At 70.0% G+C, this 19,533-nt stretch carries 19 protein-coding genes; 7 read left to right on the plus strand and 12 right to left on the minus strand.

Annotated features, from left to right (window positions below):
• The first annotated feature begins 158 nt into the window (after nt 1-158).
• From ACIBI5_RS48885 to ACIBI5_RS48895, 3 genes are read left to right on the plus strand one after another with little or no spacing between them, the layout of a single operon-like run.
• On the plus strand, nt 159-2,354 hold the full coding sequence (locus ACIBI5_RS48885; RefSeq protein ID WP_397257826.1) for an MMPL family transporter: 2,196 nt from the start codon (nt 159-161) through the stop codon (nt 2,352-2,354).
• On the plus strand, nt 2,351-3,481 hold the full coding sequence (locus tag ACIBI5_RS48890) for a serine hydrolase domain-containing protein (protein WP_397257828.1): 1,131 nt from the start codon (nt 2,351-2,353) through the stop codon (nt 3,479-3,481). Before ACIBI5_RS48885 ends, ACIBI5_RS48890 begins: the two co-directional genes overlap by 4 nt.
• A gap of 55 nt (nt 3,482-3,536) precedes the next feature.
• Nucleotides 3,537-4,724, plus strand: coding sequence for a winged helix DNA-binding domain-containing protein (locus ACIBI5_RS48895; RefSeq protein WP_397257830.1), 1,188 nt, complete (start codon nt 3,537-3,539; stop codon nt 4,722-4,724).
• 187 nt (nt 4,725-4,911) lie between these two features.
• On the opposite strand, the gene ACIBI5_RS48900 is transcribed toward ACIBI5_RS48895, so the two are convergent.
• Both ACIBI5_RS48900 and ACIBI5_RS48905 read right to left on the minus strand, forming a co-directional pair.
• Entirely contained in the window at nt 4,912-5,325 is a 414-nt protein-coding gene (locus ACIBI5_RS48900) for a hypothetical protein (RefSeq protein WP_397257832.1), read from the minus strand.
• Between the two features lie 51 nt (nt 5,326-5,376).
• Nucleotides 5,377-5,820, minus strand: a complete 444-nt coding sequence (locus ACIBI5_RS48905) for a MarR family transcriptional regulator (protein WP_397257834.1) — start codon at nt 5,818-5,820, stop codon at nt 5,377-5,379.
• Between the two features lie 25 nt (nt 5,821-5,845).
• Here ACIBI5_RS48905 and ACIBI5_RS48910 point away from each other — a divergent pair, with 25 nt between their 5' ends.
• The 3 genes from ACIBI5_RS48910 (at nt 5,846) to ACIBI5_RS48920 (ending at nt 7,534) form a co-directional block, all read left to right on the plus strand.
• Nucleotides 5,846-6,292: a MarR family winged helix-turn-helix transcriptional regulator gene (locus tag ACIBI5_RS48910; protein ID WP_397257836.1), complete on the plus strand. Its 447-nt coding sequence runs from the start codon at nt 5,846-5,848 to the stop codon at nt 6,290-6,292.
• 148 nt (nt 6,293-6,440) lie between these two features.
• Nucleotides 6,441-6,827, plus strand: a complete 387-nt coding sequence (locus tag ACIBI5_RS48915; protein ID WP_397094517.1) for a PadR family transcriptional regulator — start codon at nt 6,441-6,443, stop codon at nt 6,825-6,827.
• Complete coding sequence (locus ACIBI5_RS48920) at nt 6,824-7,534, plus strand: RDD family protein (protein WP_397257838.1); 711 nt, start codon at nt 6,824-6,826, stop codon at nt 7,532-7,534. The genes ACIBI5_RS48915 and ACIBI5_RS48920 overlap by 4 nt, the downstream gene beginning before the upstream one ends.
• Here the strand turns inward: ACIBI5_RS48920 and ACIBI5_RS48925 are convergent.
• The 8 genes from ACIBI5_RS48925 to ACIBI5_RS48960 all read right to left on the minus strand — a co-directional run bounded on the left by ACIBI5_RS48925 (nt 7,523) and on the right by ACIBI5_RS48960 (nt 16,361).
• The gene (locus ACIBI5_RS48925) at nt 7,523-8,179 is read right to left on the minus strand and encodes an alpha/beta hydrolase family protein (protein ID WP_397257839.1); all 657 of its coding nucleotides are present in this window, start codon (nt 8,177-8,179) and stop codon (nt 7,523-7,525) included. The genes ACIBI5_RS48920 and ACIBI5_RS48925 overlap by 12 nt on opposite strands.
• A gap of 42 nt (nt 8,180-8,221) precedes the next feature.
• Nucleotides 8,222-9,550: a carotenoid oxygenase family protein gene (locus tag ACIBI5_RS48930; protein WP_397257841.1), complete on the minus strand. Its 1,329-nt coding sequence runs from the start codon at nt 9,548-9,550 to the stop codon at nt 8,222-8,224.
• Between the two features lie 679 nt (nt 9,551-10,229).
• Entirely contained in the window at nt 10,230-12,533 is a 2,304-nt protein-coding gene (locus ACIBI5_RS48935) for a sensor histidine kinase (RefSeq protein ID WP_397257843.1), read from the minus strand.
• Nucleotides 12,534-12,613: 80 nt separating this feature from the next.
• On the minus strand, nt 12,614-14,038 hold the full coding sequence (locus ACIBI5_RS48940) for an aldehyde dehydrogenase (protein WP_397257845.1): 1,425 nt from the start codon (nt 14,036-14,038) through the stop codon (nt 12,614-12,616).
• Nucleotides 14,039-14,204: 166 nt separating this feature from the next.
• Nucleotides 14,205-14,441 carry a hypothetical protein gene (locus ACIBI5_RS48945; RefSeq protein ID WP_397257847.1) on the minus strand — a complete coding sequence of 79 codons (237 nt, stop codon included), beginning with the start codon at nt 14,439-14,441 and terminating at the stop codon, nt 14,205-14,207.
• Nucleotides 14,442-14,558: 117 nt separating this feature from the next.
• Nucleotides 14,559-14,954, minus strand: a complete 396-nt coding sequence (locus ACIBI5_RS48950) for a hypothetical protein (RefSeq protein ID WP_397257849.1) — start codon at nt 14,952-14,954, stop codon at nt 14,559-14,561.
• A gap of 98 nt (nt 14,955-15,052) precedes the next feature.
• Nucleotides 15,053-15,571 carry a type II toxin-antitoxin system PemK/MazF family toxin gene (locus ACIBI5_RS48955; protein WP_397257999.1) on the minus strand — a complete coding sequence of 173 codons (519 nt, stop codon included), beginning with the start codon at nt 15,569-15,571 and terminating at the stop codon, nt 15,053-15,055.
• A 124-nt stretch (nt 15,572-15,695) separates the two neighbouring features.
• Entirely contained in the window at nt 15,696-16,361 is a 666-nt protein-coding gene (locus tag ACIBI5_RS48960; RefSeq protein WP_397257851.1) for a DUF4386 family protein, read from the minus strand.
• Between the two features lie 55 nt (nt 16,362-16,416).
• Between ACIBI5_RS48960 and ACIBI5_RS48965 the strand changes: the two genes are divergently transcribed.
• Nucleotides 16,417-17,025 carry a TetR/AcrR family transcriptional regulator gene (locus tag ACIBI5_RS48965; RefSeq protein WP_397257853.1) on the plus strand — a complete coding sequence of 203 codons (609 nt, stop codon included), beginning with the start codon at nt 16,417-16,419 and terminating at the stop codon, nt 17,023-17,025.
• A gap of 127 nt (nt 17,026-17,152) precedes the next feature.
• On the opposite strand, the gene ACIBI5_RS48970 is transcribed toward ACIBI5_RS48965, so the two are convergent.
• Entirely contained in the window at nt 17,153-17,962 is an 810-nt protein-coding gene (locus ACIBI5_RS48970) for a hypothetical protein (RefSeq protein WP_397257854.1), read from the minus strand.
• Nucleotides 17,963-18,747: 785 nt separating this feature from the next.
• Entirely contained in the window at nt 18,748-19,083 is a 336-nt protein-coding gene (locus ACIBI5_RS48975) for a hypothetical protein (RefSeq protein ID WP_397257856.1), read from the minus strand.
• Between the last annotated feature and the right edge of the window lie 450 nt (nt 19,084-19,533).

A 19,533-nucleotide genomic window follows, 5' to 3' on the forward strand; every position in this document is an offset into this window, starting at 1 on the left:
GACCAGGACCACGCTCCTGGTCACCGGCGGAGGGAAGGACCCAGGGCCCCGATCAGGATCATCCGCTGCCACGAGGTTCGGCGCCTGTCCTGCTGATGGTCTGGAAGCAGGCCGGGAGCCCCCGGCAGACATCCGCATTCCGTCCGCCGGAGGACATCGTGATCCGCGCCCTGACCGGGTACTCCACCACACACCCATGGAAGGTCATCGCCCTCTGGGCGGTGCTGGGTGTCGCGCTGAGCGCCCTGACTCCGACGCTGTTCGACCGCGTCACGCAGAACCAGGCCGGAGACTTCCTGCCCCGCGGATACGACTCGGCCGCCGCGCTGCACATCGCCAAGGAGCGGTTCGGGGTGAACCCCGACGCCACCACGGTGACGATGCTGGTCGCCCGGTCCGACGGCGAGGCCCTCACCGCTCCCGACCGGCGCCGGATCGAGGCCGAGGCGGCGAAGCTGGCCAAGCGCCGGGTGATCATGCCCAGGGAGGACGACGGCCCGCAGCAGTTCCTGATCCCGGACCGCTCCCAGACCCCGCGGATCGCCCCCGCGATGACGGCGCCCGGCGGGAGCTTCCAGCTGCTCTCCGTCGAGCTGGTCGGCAATCGCGCGGACAAGGGTGTCCAGGGCGTCTACCGGACCTTCCGTGACGCTGCCAGGACGCGGTTCGCCGAGGCGGGGATGCGCACCGGGTTCACCGGGGCGCTCGCCGACACCGTCGACACCATCGACTCCCGCAAGATCGTCACCACGGTCGGCAGCGGCATCATCATGGGCCTGATCATCCTGCTCAACGTGCTGGTGTTCCGCAGCGTGCTTGCGGCCCTGCTGCCGCTGCTCGCGGTCGCCCTGATCGGCTTCGTGGCGGCGGGGGCCGTCGCGGGGGCCGCGATGCTCACCGGGCTCAAGCTCGACGCGAGCACTCCGGGCCTGATCAACGTGGTCCTGCTCGGCATCGGCATCTACTACCTGCTGTTCCTGTTGTTCCGCTTCCGCGAGCACCTGCGGGAAAGGCCGGAGCAGTCCGCCCGCGAGGTGGCCGCGCAGGTCTCCGCCCGGGTGGGCGCCGCGATCACCTCGGCGGCGCTGACCATCGTGGCCGCGTTCGCCACGCTGGGCCTGGCGACCTTCGGGCAGTTCCGCTCGATGGGCCCCGCGATCGCCGTCGCGGTCCTGGTGATGATGATCGGCAGCCTCACCCTGCTTCCGGCCCTGCTCGCCGCCGCCGGGCGCAAGATGTTCTGGCCCTCCCGTACGGCCCTGCGCCCCGAACCGGGCGTGGGCCGGGCCGCCCGCCTGGGCGCGCTCGTCACGCGACGGCCGCTGACGATGCTGACCGTCTCCGTCGCCCTGCTCGCCGCGCTGGCCGCCGGGCTGATCGGCATCCACATGGACTACGGCCAGGGCGGTTCCGCCGCCCGGACCCCCGCCGCGGCCACCGCCGCCGAGATCTCCCGTGCGCTGCCCGCCGGCGTGTCCGACCCGACGAGCGTCTACGTCGCCGCCAAGGACGGCCGCGCCCTCACCACCGATCGGCTCGACGGCCTGTCCCGCGCGCTCTCCGAGGTCGGGGGTGTGGGCCAGACCGCGCCGACCGTCCTGAACCAGGACCACAGCGCCGCCAGGATCGACCTCTACCCGACCGCCGACCCGCAGAGCCGGCAGGCCCGCGACCTGGCCTCGGGACCGATCAGGGCCGCGGTCGCCCGGCACACGCCCGCCGGGACGACGGCGCACGTGGGCGGCACCCCGGCCGTCGTCGCCGACATCTCGACCGCCGTCGACCACGACCTCACGATCGTGTTCCCGGTCGCGGCGGCGCTGATCGCGCTGATCCTCCTGCTGCTCCTGCGCAGCCTGCTCGCGCCGTTGATCCTGATGCTCTCCGTCGGGCTCGGCTTCGCCGCCACCCTCGGCGCCGCGGCCCTGCTGTTCCAGCACGTCCTGGGCGAGCCGGGCGTCGGCTTCACGCTGCCGCTGGTGCTGTTCCTGTTCGTCGTGGCCCTCGGGACCGACTACAACATCCTGATCGCCGACCGGATCCGCGAGGAGATGCGGCGATCCGGTACGGCTCGCGCCGCCGTGGCCCGCGCCGTACGGCACACCACGCCGGCCATCGCGACGGCCGGCCTGGTCCTGGCCGCCTCCTTCGCCAGTCTCGTCACGTCACCGGGCAACGAGCAGATCGCGTTCGCCATGACGCTCGGCATCATGCTCTCCGCCCTCGTCGTGTCCCTGGTGCTGGTCCCCGCCCTGGCCGCGCTCCTCGGCCGGGCGGTCTGGTGGCCGCTCCTCACCGAACCCCGGGCCGGCAACCGGTCAGCCCGCAACCATCTGCCGGGAGGCAACCGATGATGATGATGAAGAGCGCGATGCTGGTGTTGGCGGCCCTGGTCGCTTCGGCGGCGGGTCAGGCCGACGCGGCCCCCGCATACGGCCGGACGGCCTTGCAGGCTGATCTGGACACGATCCGCGACGCCGGCACGCTGGGAGTGCAGGCCCGGGTGGTCTCACCCCGCGGTGACCTGGCCGCGGCCAGCGGTACGGCGGTGCGCGGCCGTAAGGTGCCGGTCCCCGTCGACGGGCACTTCCGGATGGGCAGCAACACCAAGACCTTCGTCGCCACCGTGATCCTGCAACTGGAGGCGGAGGGCCGCCTGTCGCTCGGCGACAACGTCGAGCGATGGCTTCCCGGGCTGGTGCGCGGCAACGGCAACGACGGGCGCGCGATCACCGTCAGGCACCTGCTCCAGCACACCAGCGGCCTGCACGACTCCGTGGGCGACATCGAGATGAAGATGCGCACCGAGCGGGGTTACCGCGAGTACCGGTTCCTGCGCATGAGCCCGAGGAAGCTGGTGGCGCTCAGTGTCGGCCACCGCCCGCTCTTCGCCCCCGGCGCCCGCTGGAGCTACTCCAACATCAACTACCTCCTCGCCGGGATGATCATCGAGCGGGCCACCGGGAACTCCTGGCGCGAGGAGGTGACGCGCCGGATCATCACCCCGCTGGGACTGCGGAACACCACCCTGCCCGGCGACTCCCCTCGCCTGCCCAAGCCGCACCCGGAGAGCTACACCGACGACGCCAAGACCGCCCGCCCGTTCCGCGCCACCCGGCTCAGCCTCGGCTGGGCCGGCCCGGCGGGCGAGGCCGTCACCACCACCGGCGACCTGAGCAGGTTCTGGCGCGGGCTGATGGGCGGCCGGCTCCTGCGGCCGCAGCAGCTCAAGAAGATGACCACCACGGTCCCGCTCGGCGCGCCCGGCAGGGAGTTCGGTCTGGGCATGGCCAAGCAGAAGCTCAGCTGCGGGATCACGGCCTGGTCGCACCCCGGCGGCACGCCCGGGTTCATCACCGACAACGCCGTCACCGAGGACGGCCGCACCAGCGTGATCGTCTCCCGGACCAGCTACCCGGGCACACCGGAGCAGGGCAAGGCCACCGCCCGCCTGATCGACAACGCACTCTGCGGCAACTGAGTATCGCGGCCCAACCCCCACCGGCACCCCCCAGCCGCCGCGATAGTGTGCGGCAGTGGCTGACAAGGTCTCGAAAGGCGACGTCATCGCGTTTCGCCTCAACGCCCACCACCTCACCGCACGGTTGGGCGCGAACGGGCTGCTCGACGCGGCCGGCCGGTGCGGAATCCAGAACAGCCCGCCCGGATCGGCGCTGCTCGCCCTGCACGCCAGGGTGGAGAACCTCTCGCCGGAGCAGGTGACGCACGCGGTCGCCGAGGAGAAGAGCCTGCTGCAGAGCTGGTGCATGCGCGGCTCGTTCTCCTTCCCGACCGCGGACGCCCCGGTGTTCACCACCGGCGTGCTGCCGCCGTCCGAGGAGGGGCGGCTTCATCTCATTCTCGGCGTGGAGCAGGCGCTCGGCGAACTCGGCATGAGCCTGACCGAGGCGGTCGAGCTGACCGGCGCCGAGATCGACGCCGTGCTGTCCGGGCGCCGGCTCGCCATCAACGAGCTGGGCGCGGAACTCGCCGTCCGGATCGCCCCCCACCTGCCGAAGAGGCAGCGCGGCATCTGGGAGGGGCAGGGCCCCTACGCCCAGGGCCAGCCGCTCGGTGAAGGCGTCGTGCATTTCTGCATCCGCATCCTCACGTTGCAGCGCGTGGTCTGCTTCGCGCCGCGCGCCGGGAACAAGGCGCCGTTCGTCCTGGTCGAGGAGTGGCTCGGCCGTACGATCCCCGACGTCGACCCCGAGGTCGCGCGGGCCGAACTGCTCCGCCGCTACCTGCGCTGCCACGGACCGTCGACACGCGCGGACTTCGCCGCGTGGGTGGGGATCAAGACCGGTGACACCGGCCCCTGGTGGAGCCTGGTCGAGGACGAGCTGACCCCGGTCGAGTACAACGGCAGGTCGTGGATCCTCGCCGAGGACCTCGACGCGCTGCGGTCGGCGCCGAAGCCTCAGGGGGTACGCCTGCTCCCGCCGCGCGACCCGTACACCCAGGCGCGTGACCGCGAGACGATCGTCGACCAGAAGTACCACCGGGAGGTGTGGAAGACAGTCGGCGAACCGGGCACGGTGCTCGCCGACGGCGAGATCACCGGCATCTGGCGGCCACGCAAGAGCGGCCGGAAGCTGACCGTCACCGTCAGGACGTTCGGCTCGCTGCGGGCTCGGGACAGGAAGGCGATCCAGGGTGAGGCCGAGCAGGTCGCGCCGTTGCGGGGCGCGTCGTCGGTGAACGTCGAGTTCGAAACCTACTGACGACCAGCCGCGGTCGACACCGCGCTCTGCTCCAGGAAGTAGTTCCTGGCGGGGCTTCCGGCCTGACGGCGACCAGGCCACCGATCCGCGGACATGCCGTCACGCGCGGCACCCCGCCGTCCTTCAGGACGGCGGGGCTGCCTCGTTCCGGGCCCTCTCCAGCCGGAGGAGGGCCCGGAAAGGCGGACTACTTGACCGCCCCCAGCCGGTACTCGGCGCCACCACCACAGCAGAGCCTGTAGTCCTTGGTCACGTCGCCCTGCAGGGTCACCTGGCCGAGCTGGTCGTTGGGATCGAGGTCGTCCACCTCGATCAGGCGGATCACCGCGTTGAAGGGGACGCACTTGTCGACCTCGACCCGCTGGCCCGCGGCCATCGACACGTAGCGGCCGGCCGGCCAGATCTTCCCGCCGTTGCTGGTGAGGTACACCTCGTCACGGCCGTTCTCGCTGATCGTGAGCGCCCGGATACCGTCGAGGAACACGTTGCCCCCGCAGGCGAGTTTCTCCCGTGCCGGAACCTCGGCGGCCGCCGACGTCCCGGTGAGCGCGAGTACCCCGACGCCGATGGCCACGGTCGCGAGCTTGAACAGCCTTCGCATGCTGGCTCCTTCTGCCGGTTGCTGGAGCCGCAAGCGAACCGCGCGGCGTCTTCATCCGGACTTCGGGCCGACGTCACCGCACGTCAGGAGGTCGAGGTTGTGCACCATCCGCGCCAGCACACCCACCGTCGCCGCGTACTCCTCCGCCGAGACACCGCGCCCGACGACGCCCCTCACCTCCCCGACCGCCTCTGCCCATCTCGCCTGAACCCTCCTCCCTTCGGCCGTGAGCACGACCCGTTCCCCCGCCTCGGCCACCAGCCCCCGGGCCGACAGCACCGTGAGGGCGTCGCGCACCCCGCCGAAGGGAGAGAGGACGCCAAGTAGATCAGCGGGGCCGTCGAGCAAGCTGGTGAGGATCTGCCACTGACGGCGGTCGGCATCCAGCCGGGCGAGAGCACGGTCGACCGCCTCGTCGATCGCCGCGTCGAGCCGCTTGGCCCAGTACCCGACGGGCCTCCGCCGCGAAAAATGAATGTCTATTGACATATTCATGTCTATGAGCATGTACCATGGGCGCATGACGGTCAACGACGAGGTGCGCCAGGTGGAACAAGCCATGGTCAGGGTCCGCCGCCGGCAGACCCGGCGGGCGCTCTCCCCCGGCGGCCTTCCCGACCGGCTCGCCGGGGTCCTCGACGCCGTGGAACCCGACCATCCCCACGGAACGACCGTGGGCACGCTCGCCCACCGGCTCGGCGTCGACCAGCCGCGGGCCAGCAAACTGGTGGCCGAGGCTGTCGCGGCGGACCTGCTGACGCGCTCCGCCGACCAGCGGGACGGCCGCCGCTCGCCGCTCGTCCTCACCGAGGAGGGGCTGACCGCGCTGCGAGCCGTACGCGATCGTCGTGCGGCGCGCTTCGCCGGCGCCATGCACGACTGGCCGGCCGAGGACCAGCGGACCTTCGCCCGGCTGCTCACCCGCTTCGTCGACGCCCTCGACGAGGCGGACGCCGACCGCCCCTGAGCGACGTCACCCGCAGCTCAGTCCTCACCCGGCGCGAACCTCGGCTCCTTGGACAGCGCCAGCCGTACCAGCCCCGCCACCCTGATACGACCGCCCCCGTTCGACCCGATACCTTGCCACATAAGGTATCGGGTCGTACCGTCTTCTTATGGCTGAGGACACCGAGGCGCCGCCGGGATCGGCCGCCATCGCTCGTCTGCGTCGCGAGCTCGCCCGCGGCACGACCGAGCTGGCCGTGCTGTCCGTCCTCGGCGTTCGCCGCCGATACGGCTACGAGCTGCTGAAAGTGCTGCGGGAAACGGCCGAAGGGGTCCTGGAGGTCAAGGAGGGCACGCTCTATCCGCTGTTGCACCGGCTGGAGGATTCCGGCCACATTCTGGCGACCTGGGAAGCCGAGGGGCGGGCCAGGCCGCGCAAGTACTACGTCATCACTCCGGAGGGTCGCACGTACCTCGCCATGCTGCGCGCCGAGTGGAGCGGCCTGGTCGGCGGGATGCGACAGCTCCTCGACACGCTTGGTGAGGTGCGGGAATGAGCAACGAGCAAGAGATCATCGACGATTACGCGCAACGGGTCGGCCGCCATCTGACGGGATCGGCCCGGGACAAGGCCAAGGCGGAGCTCGGCGCGCACCTGTCCGACGCGTCCGAGGCGGGAGAGCTGGACCAAGCCCTGAGCCGGCTCGGCACCCCGCGAGAGGCGGCGGCCACCTTCGCCGACTTACGATCCGCGCCGCCAGCGCCCATGAACGCGCGGCTGGCCGCGATCGTGATCGACAACCTGCCGCTCGCCGGCGTCACGCTCGCGCTGCTGGTGAAGGGGATCATCAGGATCAACGAGCTGGGGAACGGCTTCGCGCTGGCGTTCCCGCCGTTCCTGTACTTCAAGATCGGTGACGGATGCGTGGCCGTGGGCCCCGTCCTCTGCGACACCGACCCCTACGGCTACGCCGGGCTCCTCTACACCCTGGGCGTCCCGCTCGCCCTGCTCTGGTCGATCGCCGGCCTGGGCCTGGTGGAGGCCTGGACCGGCGCCACCCCCGGCAAGCGCCTGCTGAAACTGCGCGTCGTGACCGAGACCGGGCTACGCGTCCACCCGGCCAGGAGCATCGCACGACGCCTCAGCCTGATCCTGGGACCGGCCGCCTGGCTGGACTGGCTGCCCTTCGTCTGGGGGGACCGGCGCCGGTTGCTCGACCACCTGACCGGCACCAAGGTCGTACGGGCGCCGTCACCGTCCTAGTTCCGTGACGAACTCCAGGGTGGTTCGCGCGAGCCCGGCCAGGAACAGGTCACGGTCGAAGCCGTCGTCGTCGGCCATCCCCGGCGGAGGCGTGTTCATGAAGCTGAAGTGGCCCGCCTTGGGCACGATGCGAACGTCGACCGAGGCCGGTGCGCCCTTCAGGAGGAGGGCCTGCTCGACGGGCGTGACCGTGTCACGCTCGCCCGCGTACACCAGCATGGGCGCGGTCACCGCGTCCAGGGCGCCCGGCGCGGCGAACCACCCGGCGGCGGGCGCGTACAGGGCCAGACGCGCCACGCGCGGTTCGCGCGGAACCTCCAGGGGCCGCCCGTCCGCACCCCAGGGCGTCGCACCGGCGAGGCAGAGGGCGGCCCATCCGCCGATCGAGTGACCCACCGCCACGACCGCCGCTCCGGGAGAGGCCCAGCGGTCGAGCGCGTCCTTCAGGCCGCGCGGGCGGGTGAGCAGCTCCGCCGGGGTCGCGTCACGGCCGTTGAGGCGTTCGAAGCGGGGGGCGATGACCTGGCAGCCATGGTCGGCCAGGTGTTCGAGCAGCGGGCGGTGGCGTTCGGGGTCGCCGCCCGCTCCGGCGGCGAAGAGCACGACCCGTTCCTGTCCCGTGGGACCGAGCGTCAAGGCATTCATGTTGTTGCTCCTTCGGGCCGTTGCCTGCCGTACCGAATCCTGTCAGACGGGGCCGGGAAGCCAGGTCCCGTGAAAACCCGACGGAACACGGACCGGCAGGTACACCCGTGCCACGGGCTCGGCCGCCAGATCGGCGGCGTCCAGGATCGCCAGATAGCCGGTTCCCCGTGAGCGGTCGTGGACGAAGGTCATCAGGTAGCCGTCCCCCGCCGCCCCGCTCCGGGGGACGAAGACCGCCTCGCCGCAGGTGTGACCCGGGGGCAGCCGGTGGGCCTCGCGGCTCGTGCCGGCGGCGAGATCGTACCGGTAGATCTCCGAGCGCTCCGGCTCGCTCTCCAGCGAGAAGCTGGTGACGTACCCGTACCGGTGGCTCTGCCCGACCTCGGCGTCGGCGACCCGCGGGTACTCGATCGGCACGTCGTCCAAAGGCTGCTCGGTGACCTTGCCCGAGGCCAGGTCCAGCCGCCAGCGGTACAGGACCGGCACGCCACCGCCGACGTCCTCGGGGCCGTCGCGCCACAGCGTCGGCACCCGGCAGCCGATGACCGTGATCACGCCGTCGGCCTCCGCGGCGTTCATGGTGTGCCACACGTAGCAGGGCTCGACCTCGAACCAGCGCACCGGCCCGCCGTCCCGGCGCATCACCCCGAACCGGGCACCGTGCCCGTCGTCCCACCGCCACGGCATCCCTCCGGCGGCCATCGCCGGATCGAACACGACGGGCAGATCCATGAAGATCACGTGGTCGCGGGTGATCGCGAAGTCGTGCATCATGCTCGCCCGCGGGATCTCCACCGCCTGCGACTGAAGCAGCTCGCCGGTCGGCGCCGCTCGATAGTAGGTGAGGTACGGCGGCCGCAGCCGGGAACCGAAGAACACCAGCTCACCGGTCACCGGGCAGACCTTGGGATGGGCGGTCATGGGCGTGCTCAGCGCGCCGCCGAAGGTGAACGGCCCGGCCGTCTCCAGCTCCGGCGTGAGCTCGTAGGGGAAGCCGCCCTCCTCCAGGGCGAGCAGGCGGCCCGCGTACCCGACCACGTGGGTGTTGGCGCTGGTGACCCGATAGTCGATCCGCCCGCTCTCAGGGTCGAAGGCCAGGGCGAACCGGGACTCTCCCGGGTGCTCGAACAGCGGTGTCCGCACGTACCGGTTGCGATACCAGCGTGCCCGCCCGCCGGACAGCGCCACCGCGTGAACCATCCCGTCACCGGCGAAGTAGTGCGGCGACCATCCCGTCCGCGGGTTCGGGCCGTTGCGCAGGTACACGCCGTTCAGCTCCTCGGGAACGGCACCTGCCACCTCGGCCGGCTCCAGGGTCACCTCCTCCACGACAGGCGCGTTGTTTCCCGACAGGTGCAGGGGCGTGGTCATCGGCTGGGCCTTCCGTCGTCCGATCCGGCCGGGCCAGCCTGCCGGGAACATCCGGGCAGAAACAGCCTTGTTCTTGCCGCCGCCGTCAGCCGCTCCAAGAACTCCCAGGTCAGGACGGGGGAAAATTCCCGGCTCGCGGTGGATAGTCCCCGAGGCCGCCGCTTTCTCCCAGCCCGTGCCGATGACGCCGTCTGAGTGGAGAGCCCTGACCGGTCGGTGGCGTTGCTGCTGTTCGCCGATCCCGAGCCGGCGGGCGCGACCATGCTCCGCTTCACCCGGGACCCCGGCGGCTGGAGGGCGGCGGGTGGCCCGCCAACGGCTACTGGGGCGGTTGTGCGCGGGAGTACGGGGCGGCCCCGCGTTCCTGACCGGGGCCAAGGGGGGCATGCTGAGCGCGATGGGCCGGTCCCCTTAAGGAGCGACCTTCCTCAGGTGGGTGAGTGTGTGGCCGGGAAGGACGGCGGTGCGCTGATCTCCCGCTGGATGGACGGCCGGGGGAACCCGCACACCTCGGTCCGGGGAGTGGACGCGTTCGGGCGGCGGATCTGGTCCCGTGACCTTCGAGGCGAGGCGCGGCGATCGCGGTGGTGAGCGACGACCGTCTGGAACGGTTCGACCGGAACGGGAAGGTCGGCGGGCGACGAGACGACGTCACGGCGGCGAGGTTCACCGAGACCGGTCAGCTGGTCACCGTGAACGCGAAGAACGAGGTGAGCTGGTCCGCGCCCTGATCGGCAGGCTGCCACCTGGCCTCCATCCAGAGCGTGTCGCCGCTGGTCAACGCTTCGATGCGTACCCCCGGCGTGGCCGGTGCCGGCACGTCGATCTCGCCGCAGTCGGCGACCACGCTGACCGACACCAACGCGGCGCTGCCCACCACCGTGACGCGGGCCCGGGTGGCCGCGGTGGCGAGGACGACGAGGACCGCTTCGGTGAGGTCCCGCCTGACCGCCACGGGCGGTGTCGGCCACTGGCCGCGTGAGTCCAGCTCCACCACGATGCCCTTGCGGTCGGCCACGTCGATGCAGTGACGCAGCTCGTGCAGCAGGGGGTTGGCGGCGTCGTCGGACTCGGCGAACAGCCTGCGCATGCGGGCCGCCTCGATGGCGCAGCTCCGCTGGACCGTGGGGCTCTCGGGGCGGAGTGAACCGTCTGCGAGCCCCTCCAGCAGCGGCACCGTGGTGGCCGACAGTTCGGCGAAGCGCTCCTGCCTGCGGTCGTGTGTCTCGGCGGCGACGGCTTCCGCGACGCGTACCCGCTCGATCTCCCTACGCGCGGCCACCGCCGCCGTGCCGAGGCTGCGCAGGACGGTCGCCACCACCGCCACGCACAGCGGGAAGCCGATCACCGTGACTGACCCGGTCGCGAACCGGGCCAGCGACTCAGGCGTGGCGCCCTCGAACAGGAGCAGGTGCAGCAGCGCGGTGAGCTCGTGGCCCAGCAGGAACAGCGCCGCGGCGCGCAGGGGACGCTCCAGCACCACGACGAGGCCCGCCCAGGTGGCCGCGGCGAACATCCAGTCCTCGCCGGTCGACGTGCGGCCGTCCGGCAGGCTCACGTACGACAGCAGGGACGCGGCGAGCACGGCCGCGAGGACCGGGCCGCGCAACCGGTCCCACGACCGCCCGCGGACGACCAGCACGGCCTCCGCGATCAGCACGACCCCGAGCACCGCGAAGGCGCCGAACTGCGCGAGCGGCATGTCATAGGTGTGAACGTGGCTCACGAGGGTGGGGAGCGCGATCCCGAAGACGCCGATCATGGCGACGACCAGCGTCGCCACCCGCAGACCGCGCCCCAGCCTCGCCCGCGCCGACTCCTCGACGACATCCTTCACCACGGTGTCACCGACGGGGGCCGCACCCACGTCCCGCCATTCGAGCAGAACCTGAGTCCCCTCGCCCGCGGCGGAGGTGATCGTGGCCGTGCCGCCGACGCGCTCCATCCTGCCGCGGATGGACTCGCGCACGCCGCGCCGGGTCCCGGGCACGTCATGCGCCGAGAACCCCTTCCCCCGGTCGGCGACGTCGAGGCGCACTGCCCGCGCGTCACCGCTGAGCCGGACGGTCACGTGGGTGGTGCCGGAGTGACGGCGCACGTTGGTGAAAGCCTCACCCGCCGCGTCGGTGATCGCCCTGGCGACATGGAACGGCAGGCGCAGCCGCCCGGGGCCGTCGAAGTCCACGGTCAGCCGTGTGGCGGCGAGATCGGCACGCAGCAGCTCGACCAGGTCGGCCTCCTCAGGCGCCCGCCCGCCGACCGAGCGCAGCCTGCCCAGGTCCCGCCGCGCCTGCGGACCCAGCCAGGCGGCGTCCGAACGCACCTGACCCGAGCCCACCATCAGCAGGGTCGTCGCCGCCGTGTCGTGCAGCGAGTTGACCTGCTCGCGTTCCTCGGCGCGCACGGCCGCGGCCAGCAGCGCCTCCCCGCGCGCCCGCAGGGCCTCGGCCGCCATCAGATCGGCCTGTTTCGCCGCGCGGCTGACGAGGATCCAGGCCGCTCTGGCCTGCACGGCGGCCGACAGCGCCCACAACGTCCCCGTGGCCAGGCTCGCGTCCACCTCCATCGCCCCCGCCGCCACGAGCAGCCCCACCGCCCCACCGCCGGCGGCGACCGCGGCCACCCCGCCCGCCACCGGCGAGGTGTGCCACTGGTAGGTCGCGCAGGCGAAGGTGACCAGCAGGCGTAACCACCCCGTGTTCTTGTCCGCCACGGCGTCGGTCCAGAAGACGCTGCCGAACAGTCCGAGCAGGACGGCCACGTCAACGGCGACCAGCGCGCTCCCCCGCCCCGCCCGCAGCCACCACGCGAAGGCGCAGGTCCAGAGCGCCGCGAGGCCGACCACGACCAAGGTGCTCACCAGTTGCTCGGCCGGGGCTCGCAACGGGGCGATGGCGCAGATCGGCACCAGCGTCGCCAGGCGCACCGCGGCGGCGTACCTGCGGCCGAAACGCACCAGCAGCGCCGCGGCCTCCCCTGCCAACCGCCCGCCTCTCGATCGCTTACGCCCTTGCCGCCCGCAGCCTAACGTCTCCGCCGCCCGGACATATCACGACTTGTCAGTCAGCGACCGATGGTCTTGTACTCGATGTACTGGTTCAGGCCGGCGGTCCCGAACTCGCGGCCTATGCCACTGGCCTTGAAACCGCCGAATGATCCGTCCCAGGCGGGCATGGCACCGTTGACGAGCACGAGGCCGGTGCGGATGCGGCGGGCGACCTCGACGGCATGGCCGGGATCGGCGGCCCATACGCCGCCGCCGAGACCGTACTCGGAGTCGTTGGCGATGCGGACGGCGTCCTCCTCGTCGTCGAAGGGGATCACGACCAGGACGGGACCGAAGATCTCCTCGCGGGCGACACGCATGGAGTTGTCGACGTCCGCGAACAGGGTGGGCTTGACGTAGTGGCCGCCCTCCAGCCCTTCGGGGAGCCCGGGGCCGCCGGTGACCAGGCGGGCGCCCTCGGCGACGCCGATCTCGATGTAGGAGATCACCCGCTGCCGCTGGTCAGCGTGGACCATGGGGCCGATGAACGTGGCCGGATCGGACGGATCGTCGACGATCAGCGACTCCATCATGGCCCTGATCGCCTCGACGACCTCGTCGTACCGGCTCCTCGGGGCGAGGATGCGGGTGTGGGCCTGGCAGTTCTCGGCGTTGTTGCTCAGTGAGTGGAACTTCAGGCCCTCCACGACGGCGTCGAGGTCGGCGTCCTCGAGGATGACCACGGCGGACTTGCCCCCCAGCTCCAGGCTGACCCGCTTCAACCGCTCACCCGCGATCGACGCGATACGCCGGCCGGCGGCGGTCGATCCGGTGAAGGCGATCTTGTCGACGCCGGGATGGGCGACCAGGTATTCACTGGTCTCGCGGCCGGCGGGCAGGACCGAGACCACGCCGTCGGGGAACCCGGCCTGGGCGAAGATCTCCGCGAGGGCCAGGGCGTCGATCGCGGTCTCCGGGGCGGCCTTGAGGATGACGGCGCAGCCGGCGAGCAGGGCGGGCACCATCTTGACCAGGGCCGCCTGGTGCGGGGCGTTCCACGGGATGACGGCGGCCACGACACCCACCGCCTCCCTGCGCAACAACGCGCCTGAGGGCAGCTTCTCCTCCCACTGCAGGTTCTCCGCCGCCCGCAGATAGGCGCCGGTCTGCTCCGGCAGGCCGTAGACATTGAGGCCGGTGGTCATCGAGATCGGCGTGCCGTTCTCCGCGGTGATCAGCGCGGCCATCTCGGCGGCGCGGGCCGCGTAGAGCTCCTGGAAGCGCGCCACCGTCTTCTGGCGTTCCCCGGGATCGGTCCGTGGCCAGGGCCCATGGTCGAACGCGTACCGGGCCGCGGCCACCGCGGCGTCCACGTCCGCGGTGCCGGCGTGCGGGGTCCGGCCCACCAGCGACCCGTCGTGAGGAGAGCGGACCTCGATGATCTCCGTACCGGTGGGCGCGGTCCAGCGACCGCCGATGAAGAGCTCGTTGTAGAACGTCATGTCGTATCTCATTTCGTGGGGGCCGTGTCAACCTTTGGATGCGGCTCTCACTGAAATAGATATCGACATGCCGGAATAGCGGGAGGAGAGGTGCGTGAAATGGATAAGACCCGTGCACGATCGGGCGGATATTCAGGTGCGGTGATCGATCGAGACAGCCGAACGGTCAGGGACCCACCCACAGCTGCCACTCTGTGAGCGGAATCTCGACACAGAAGTAGTCCATCCAGGAACCGGCGTCCTCCCCGATCTGCCCCACTCGCTCACAGGTCTCCTGGTCCCACCACGACGAGTGGTAGGTGAACCCGGTTGCCGCCGTGGCGGCCTGGGCCGGCGTGGTCACCGGCCCCAGAAGCGCGGTCACTGCCAGCGTGGCGCCCGCGACGAGTTTGACTGAACGCATGGTTGCTCCTGCCGTAGAAAGGCTTGGACGAATCCACGCTAGGAACTGTCACCCGGAGGGCTCCACACCTTTCACGCCGGCTTGAAAGGTGAACGGCTTGCGTACCGGCCACCTCTCCTAGTCCCAGTCGTATTGGCACTTGGGCAGGCCGTGCCTGCTGGGGTTGGCGTCGAAGCCGTCGGAGGTGAACACGTAGCCGGCGGGCACCCAGCCCCACTTGCCCTTCCTGTCGCCCTGGGTCTTGTACCAGGTGGTGTTGCCGCCCTTGTGGTACTGGCCTTCCGACCAGCAGGTGAACCAGCTGTTCGTGGTCCACAGGTTGTCGATGAGGTAGCCGACGGGGGTGGTGGTGGACGGCTTGTCGTACAGCGGGGCGTTGCCCTCGTTGCCGCACCACAGCACGCCGTTGCCGTTGACACCGCAGCCGGCGGCCTGGGCTCCGGTCGCGGGAATGGTCACCGCGGCCGCGACCACGGCCGCGGCGCCGAGAATGGACTTCCAGTGCAGGTTCATGCCGGACAGTCCACCCGGCATCCGTGAACGGAGCCACCTCTAAGGTTTCAGGGTCCAGGTCACGCGCACATGTGAGGCGACCGCTCGGCAGCTCGCGATCAATATGAGTTCGGGCGATACACCCAGCCGGTTCGGTGTTGCCGCATCACCCCCTGCCAACTCGCCGTGTCGCACGGGCCTGCGATGCGGTGAAAGGCCTGGTGATAGAGGAAATGGGTCCTCGACAGGTCGAGCCAGCTGTCCTTCCGGGCCCGCTTGTCCCAGCGGGCGGTGGGGATGGGCACACAATCGTGCCGGTGAGACTTGTCCTGGCTGGTGATCTTCAATACTTCGGCTCCGTTCCCGTGACTCCGTACCACGAGGCAGGGGCGAACCTTGGAGCCCGAGCCGTCGTCGAAAGGGACCGCGGCCCACCAGATCTGCCCGGGAGCCGGCCGGGAATTCCATGAGGAATCTGGAGGTCTTTGGTGGACCGACGGCCTCCGCTTAGTAGCCCGTACGCCGAGCCATGCGAGGAGGGCGAAGAAACCCACCAAGCATCCGAGAACAAGAAGAAGACCAACGACTCGTTCCGCGGCTTCTGACGCAGCAGCCACCCAGGATAAGTACGGAACCATCACGAGGAGACAATCTAGAGCCCCTCCTGGACGAGCGACGCCCTTTCGAACCCGCGTAGGGCGACCCGCTGGTGGAATCGCGCACCTGTCATGCTGTTGATCAAGCTGAGGCAGCGAACGTCGGTCAGCCGACCCCACTGGCCTCCATCGCACGCTCGTCCGAAGGCTGGAGCCTTCCTCCGTATCGCACGGCCAGGCACAGCGCCCACAGGCTCCAGGCGAGATAGCCGACGAAGTTGGCCAGATCGGCACCGGCAAGACCGAGGGGCACCAGCACCCCCGCCGCGATCGCCACCGAAGAGACGACCCCCAGCACGGCGAACCAGCCCGGGACTCGAGGCAGGGCGGCCAGAACCAGCAAGGTCCAGGCGGAGGTGAACAGATAGCCCAAGGTTTCGCCGATGCCGGTGCCCAGATAGCCGTGCAGCGCGGCGAAGACGGTCTGGGCGCTCTGCGGATCGGGCGCGTGCGCCAGCGCGGGCACGGCGAACGGCCAGCGCAGCAGTCCCAGCATCTGGACGAGCCCGGCCAGCACCCCGACGTGAACCGACAGCGTGGCGGCGGGACCCGGCGGCAGACGGCGGCCGAGCAGGACGGCAGCCGGGACGAGCGCCGCCGCCGCCAGGGCGAGCACCAGGAACCAGGCGGAGATCGCGACCTGACCGGCGGCGAAGGTGGCGAGGATGGCGGCGGGCGGCTCGTCGAGCACGCCCGGGTAGTCGAAGGTGATGGCGAGCCCGGCAAACGCCAGGTTGGCGGCGAGCACGCTGACGATCATGGTCCATCTCATGAGAGCCCCTAACTCTGAACGGTGTTTAACATTAAACACCGTTTAGAGTTGTCTTGTGAAGACCGGACCGCGACGATCTGTGAACCCCGAGGCCGTACTCGATGCCGCCCTCGACCTCCTCGACACGGGCGCCCTGACCATGCGGGCCCTCGCCGCCCGGCTCGGCCTGACCCCCGGAGCCCTGTACACCTACTTCCCCGACCGCGCCGCGATCGTGAGCGCCCTGGCCGACCGGCTCCTGGGCCAGGCCGACCTCACCCTGCTACAGAACGGCCCAGGCACCCCGAACGAGCGCATCACCGCCTTCTCCCTGAATCTGCGCGACGTCCTGATGCGCCACCCCGCGGCGATGCCCGCGATCCTGGGCGCCGCCTTCACCGGACCGGTGGCGCTGCGCGTCGGCGAAAGCCTGTACGAAGCCCTGCCGGACCCCCGCGCCGCCTACACCGTCATGGTCTACGTACTGGGCGCCATCGCCCTGGAAGCAGCCGAAGCCGGACCCACCCCCGAACCCGAGGCCGAACGCATAGCCGCCCGCCGAGCCGCCTTCACCGTCGACCCGGACGCCTTCCCCCACACCCACGCCGCGGCCGACACCATCGCCGCCTACATCTCCACCGAACAGTTCCGCTGGGGCCTGGAACGAGTCCTGTCAGCACTCTGAGGAATCGGCCCCGCAAGACACCGTCCGCTGGAGCCGCGCACGACTGTGGTGAAGCGCGTCGTGGCAGGTCTGATCCGTGCTTTCGCTTCGTCTGCTTTCGCGAAGGCAAGAAGGGCGTTGACAGCCTTCAGTAGATCTTCGGATTCCCCTCTGTCCATTCTTTGGGCCAGACGTCATCAGGGATGGCCACACCCCCAAGGTACAGTGCCTGGTAGGACGAGAAGTTTCCGTCACCGCGCATCGTACTGACACGAAACGGCGATCCATGGTTGTCAATGACTTGGGTCGCCGGCTTCCCATCACTCACGGTCTCCATGGACAGCGAGAACTCACAGTAACTCTTCGAGGTGAAGGCCTCGATCTGGAAAGTGATAATCTCACCCTTCGCCAGCCTCACTGTTTTCCCCGAAAAATAGTCACCTTCATAACCGTCTTCCCCTTGTTCCTGAGCACGGGAAGAGGGGTCGTCGAGGTTGAACCCGATGTACACATTCTCTTCCGGAGCGCCGGCCGAAGGATCGTAAAAGGCAGTTCCCCGGAGGGGCGCCGAGCAGCTCTTCTCTGCTTCCATCCCCACGATGGCCACGCTGCTGTCGCTGTTTCCTCGGACGACGACCTTCATGACGACGTCCCATGCGTCGACCGCGCCGTGCGCGCGCAGCCAGTCCGCTTGCTTCCGCGACCGGTCGGGAAGGGCGTGCAGTTCCGCCAACTCGGAATCGCCGAAGTGGATGGCATCAGAAGCCACCCACGAGCCATCCCCGTCCGCGCCCGGCGGCTCAAGGCGAACGAGGTCTATCAAGACCGGCGGCCCGGCGGAAGGTGTGAATGAGGCCGAGGAAGGACTGGGGGAAGCATCAGGAGAGCGTGGGCTCGCCGTACCCGTCCCTCCTTCCAGAGGCTTTTCGGCAATTTTGATCAGCACCCCGACGAGCACAGGAACGAGGATCGTCGCAAGCGCCCACGCGACGTATCGCTTCCATCGTGGACGAGGTTTGTGGCCGACAGGGTGCACGCGTCGGGGTTGTGTCATCGAGCGCGCCCTCCGAGATGACAGCGGCAGGTGATCCCAGATTTGCCCAGTGATCCATTTACTCAGAAAACGCGCTCACCGCCAACCCTTGGAGCAGCCCGCCCAAACTCAACTGATTGAGGTCGAAGACAGGCTTCCCAATGAAGGACATCGACCAGTACGCGGTGAGCCCTCCCGGCAAGTAATAGCGCTCATGAAGGACGACACGGCCCACTGATGGCCATCGGAGTGGTCATCGACAGCGCGCAGGTTCCGTGAACGCGCGGCGCCGTGATCGCCGGCACCATCCCCGAAACGCCGTACAGGGCGCCGGCAATCGAGACCGGCCACCTGAGGGTCAACGCGGTCACGCTGGACACGCCGGCAGCCTGACCTCGCCCAGCGCCGACGACGTCGAACGCCACAAGGCACGCCGCGCCAAGATCCAACTCGTGGTCCGCGAATACCTGGACTCGGTGGGCAAACGCCCCTTTCTGGCCCCGGCGGGCCCCCGGGTCGCCGTTCTCGACCCGAGCTGACCTTGGTGAAGTGCAGGACGATCGCCGTGACGAGTTCCCTGCCTGCTCGACCCATCGCCGCACCGCCGCCGACGCCCGCCGCAGGAGACCCCCGCAGCGGGCTGGATCGGCGCCATCGCGGCGACGCGAGCCGGGCGCCCGATCAGCGCCCCAGAGGTCGCACCGTGCACGTCACGGCTTGTACGGGCATGCACTCCAACCCTGGTAGGTGTCCTCGGTGTCGCCGTCCTTCCCGCCGTTGTTGTCGGCCCACCAGCTCCACACGTAATCACCCTGGTTCGTGATGTACCAGCTCCCGATGTAGTGGTTCCCGGTAGCGTGTCTGTGGCCTCTGACTTGCGAGGCGGGTTCCGCGCCGGGCCCATCGTTGATGATGATCCAGCCCCAGGTGCACGGCTCGCTCGCCTGCGCCGGGGGCGTGGCGCCAGTGATCATGACGCCGACCGCGAACGCGGTGGTGACCCCGAGGGTGCCCCATCGCTTGAGAGCGCTCTTCAGTGGTTTCATGGTCCCGATCTTGGCGGTGCCCGCTCACCATGGCCTCACCGCGCGCTCACCGGTTCAACGTCATGAGCGTCGTCCAGAGATCTCCTGCCGACACCCCCGAGTCGCTCAAAGGCGGCGCGGTGACGGCGGCACTGACCACGGCCGCCAGAAGGACGCTGGTCCTGGCCGGTCCCTGCGGTTCTCCACGACGCCGACGTTGTCCTTCCCCGGCCGAGGTCACCGCTATCGGCGACCTCCCTGCGACGCCTGAAGCGACACGACCCTCAGGCCCCGGGCTGGGCGGCGCTGCGCTGGGAACACCCCGAACGTATTGGGGTGAGGCTTTCCGATACGGCCGGCCGTACCAGAAAGTCCCAGGTCAGTCCAATGACCGGGTTTCGGGCACCACACATGTCCGGCGGGTTGACGACGGGTCAGGCCGATCTTAACCTCCAGACGCCACGGTCCCCT

The sequence above is a fragment of the Nonomuraea sp. NPDC050540 genome, from assembly GCF_044457485.1.
Classification (GTDB): domain Bacteria; phylum Actinomycetota; class Actinomycetes; order Streptosporangiales; family Streptosporangiaceae; genus Nonomuraea.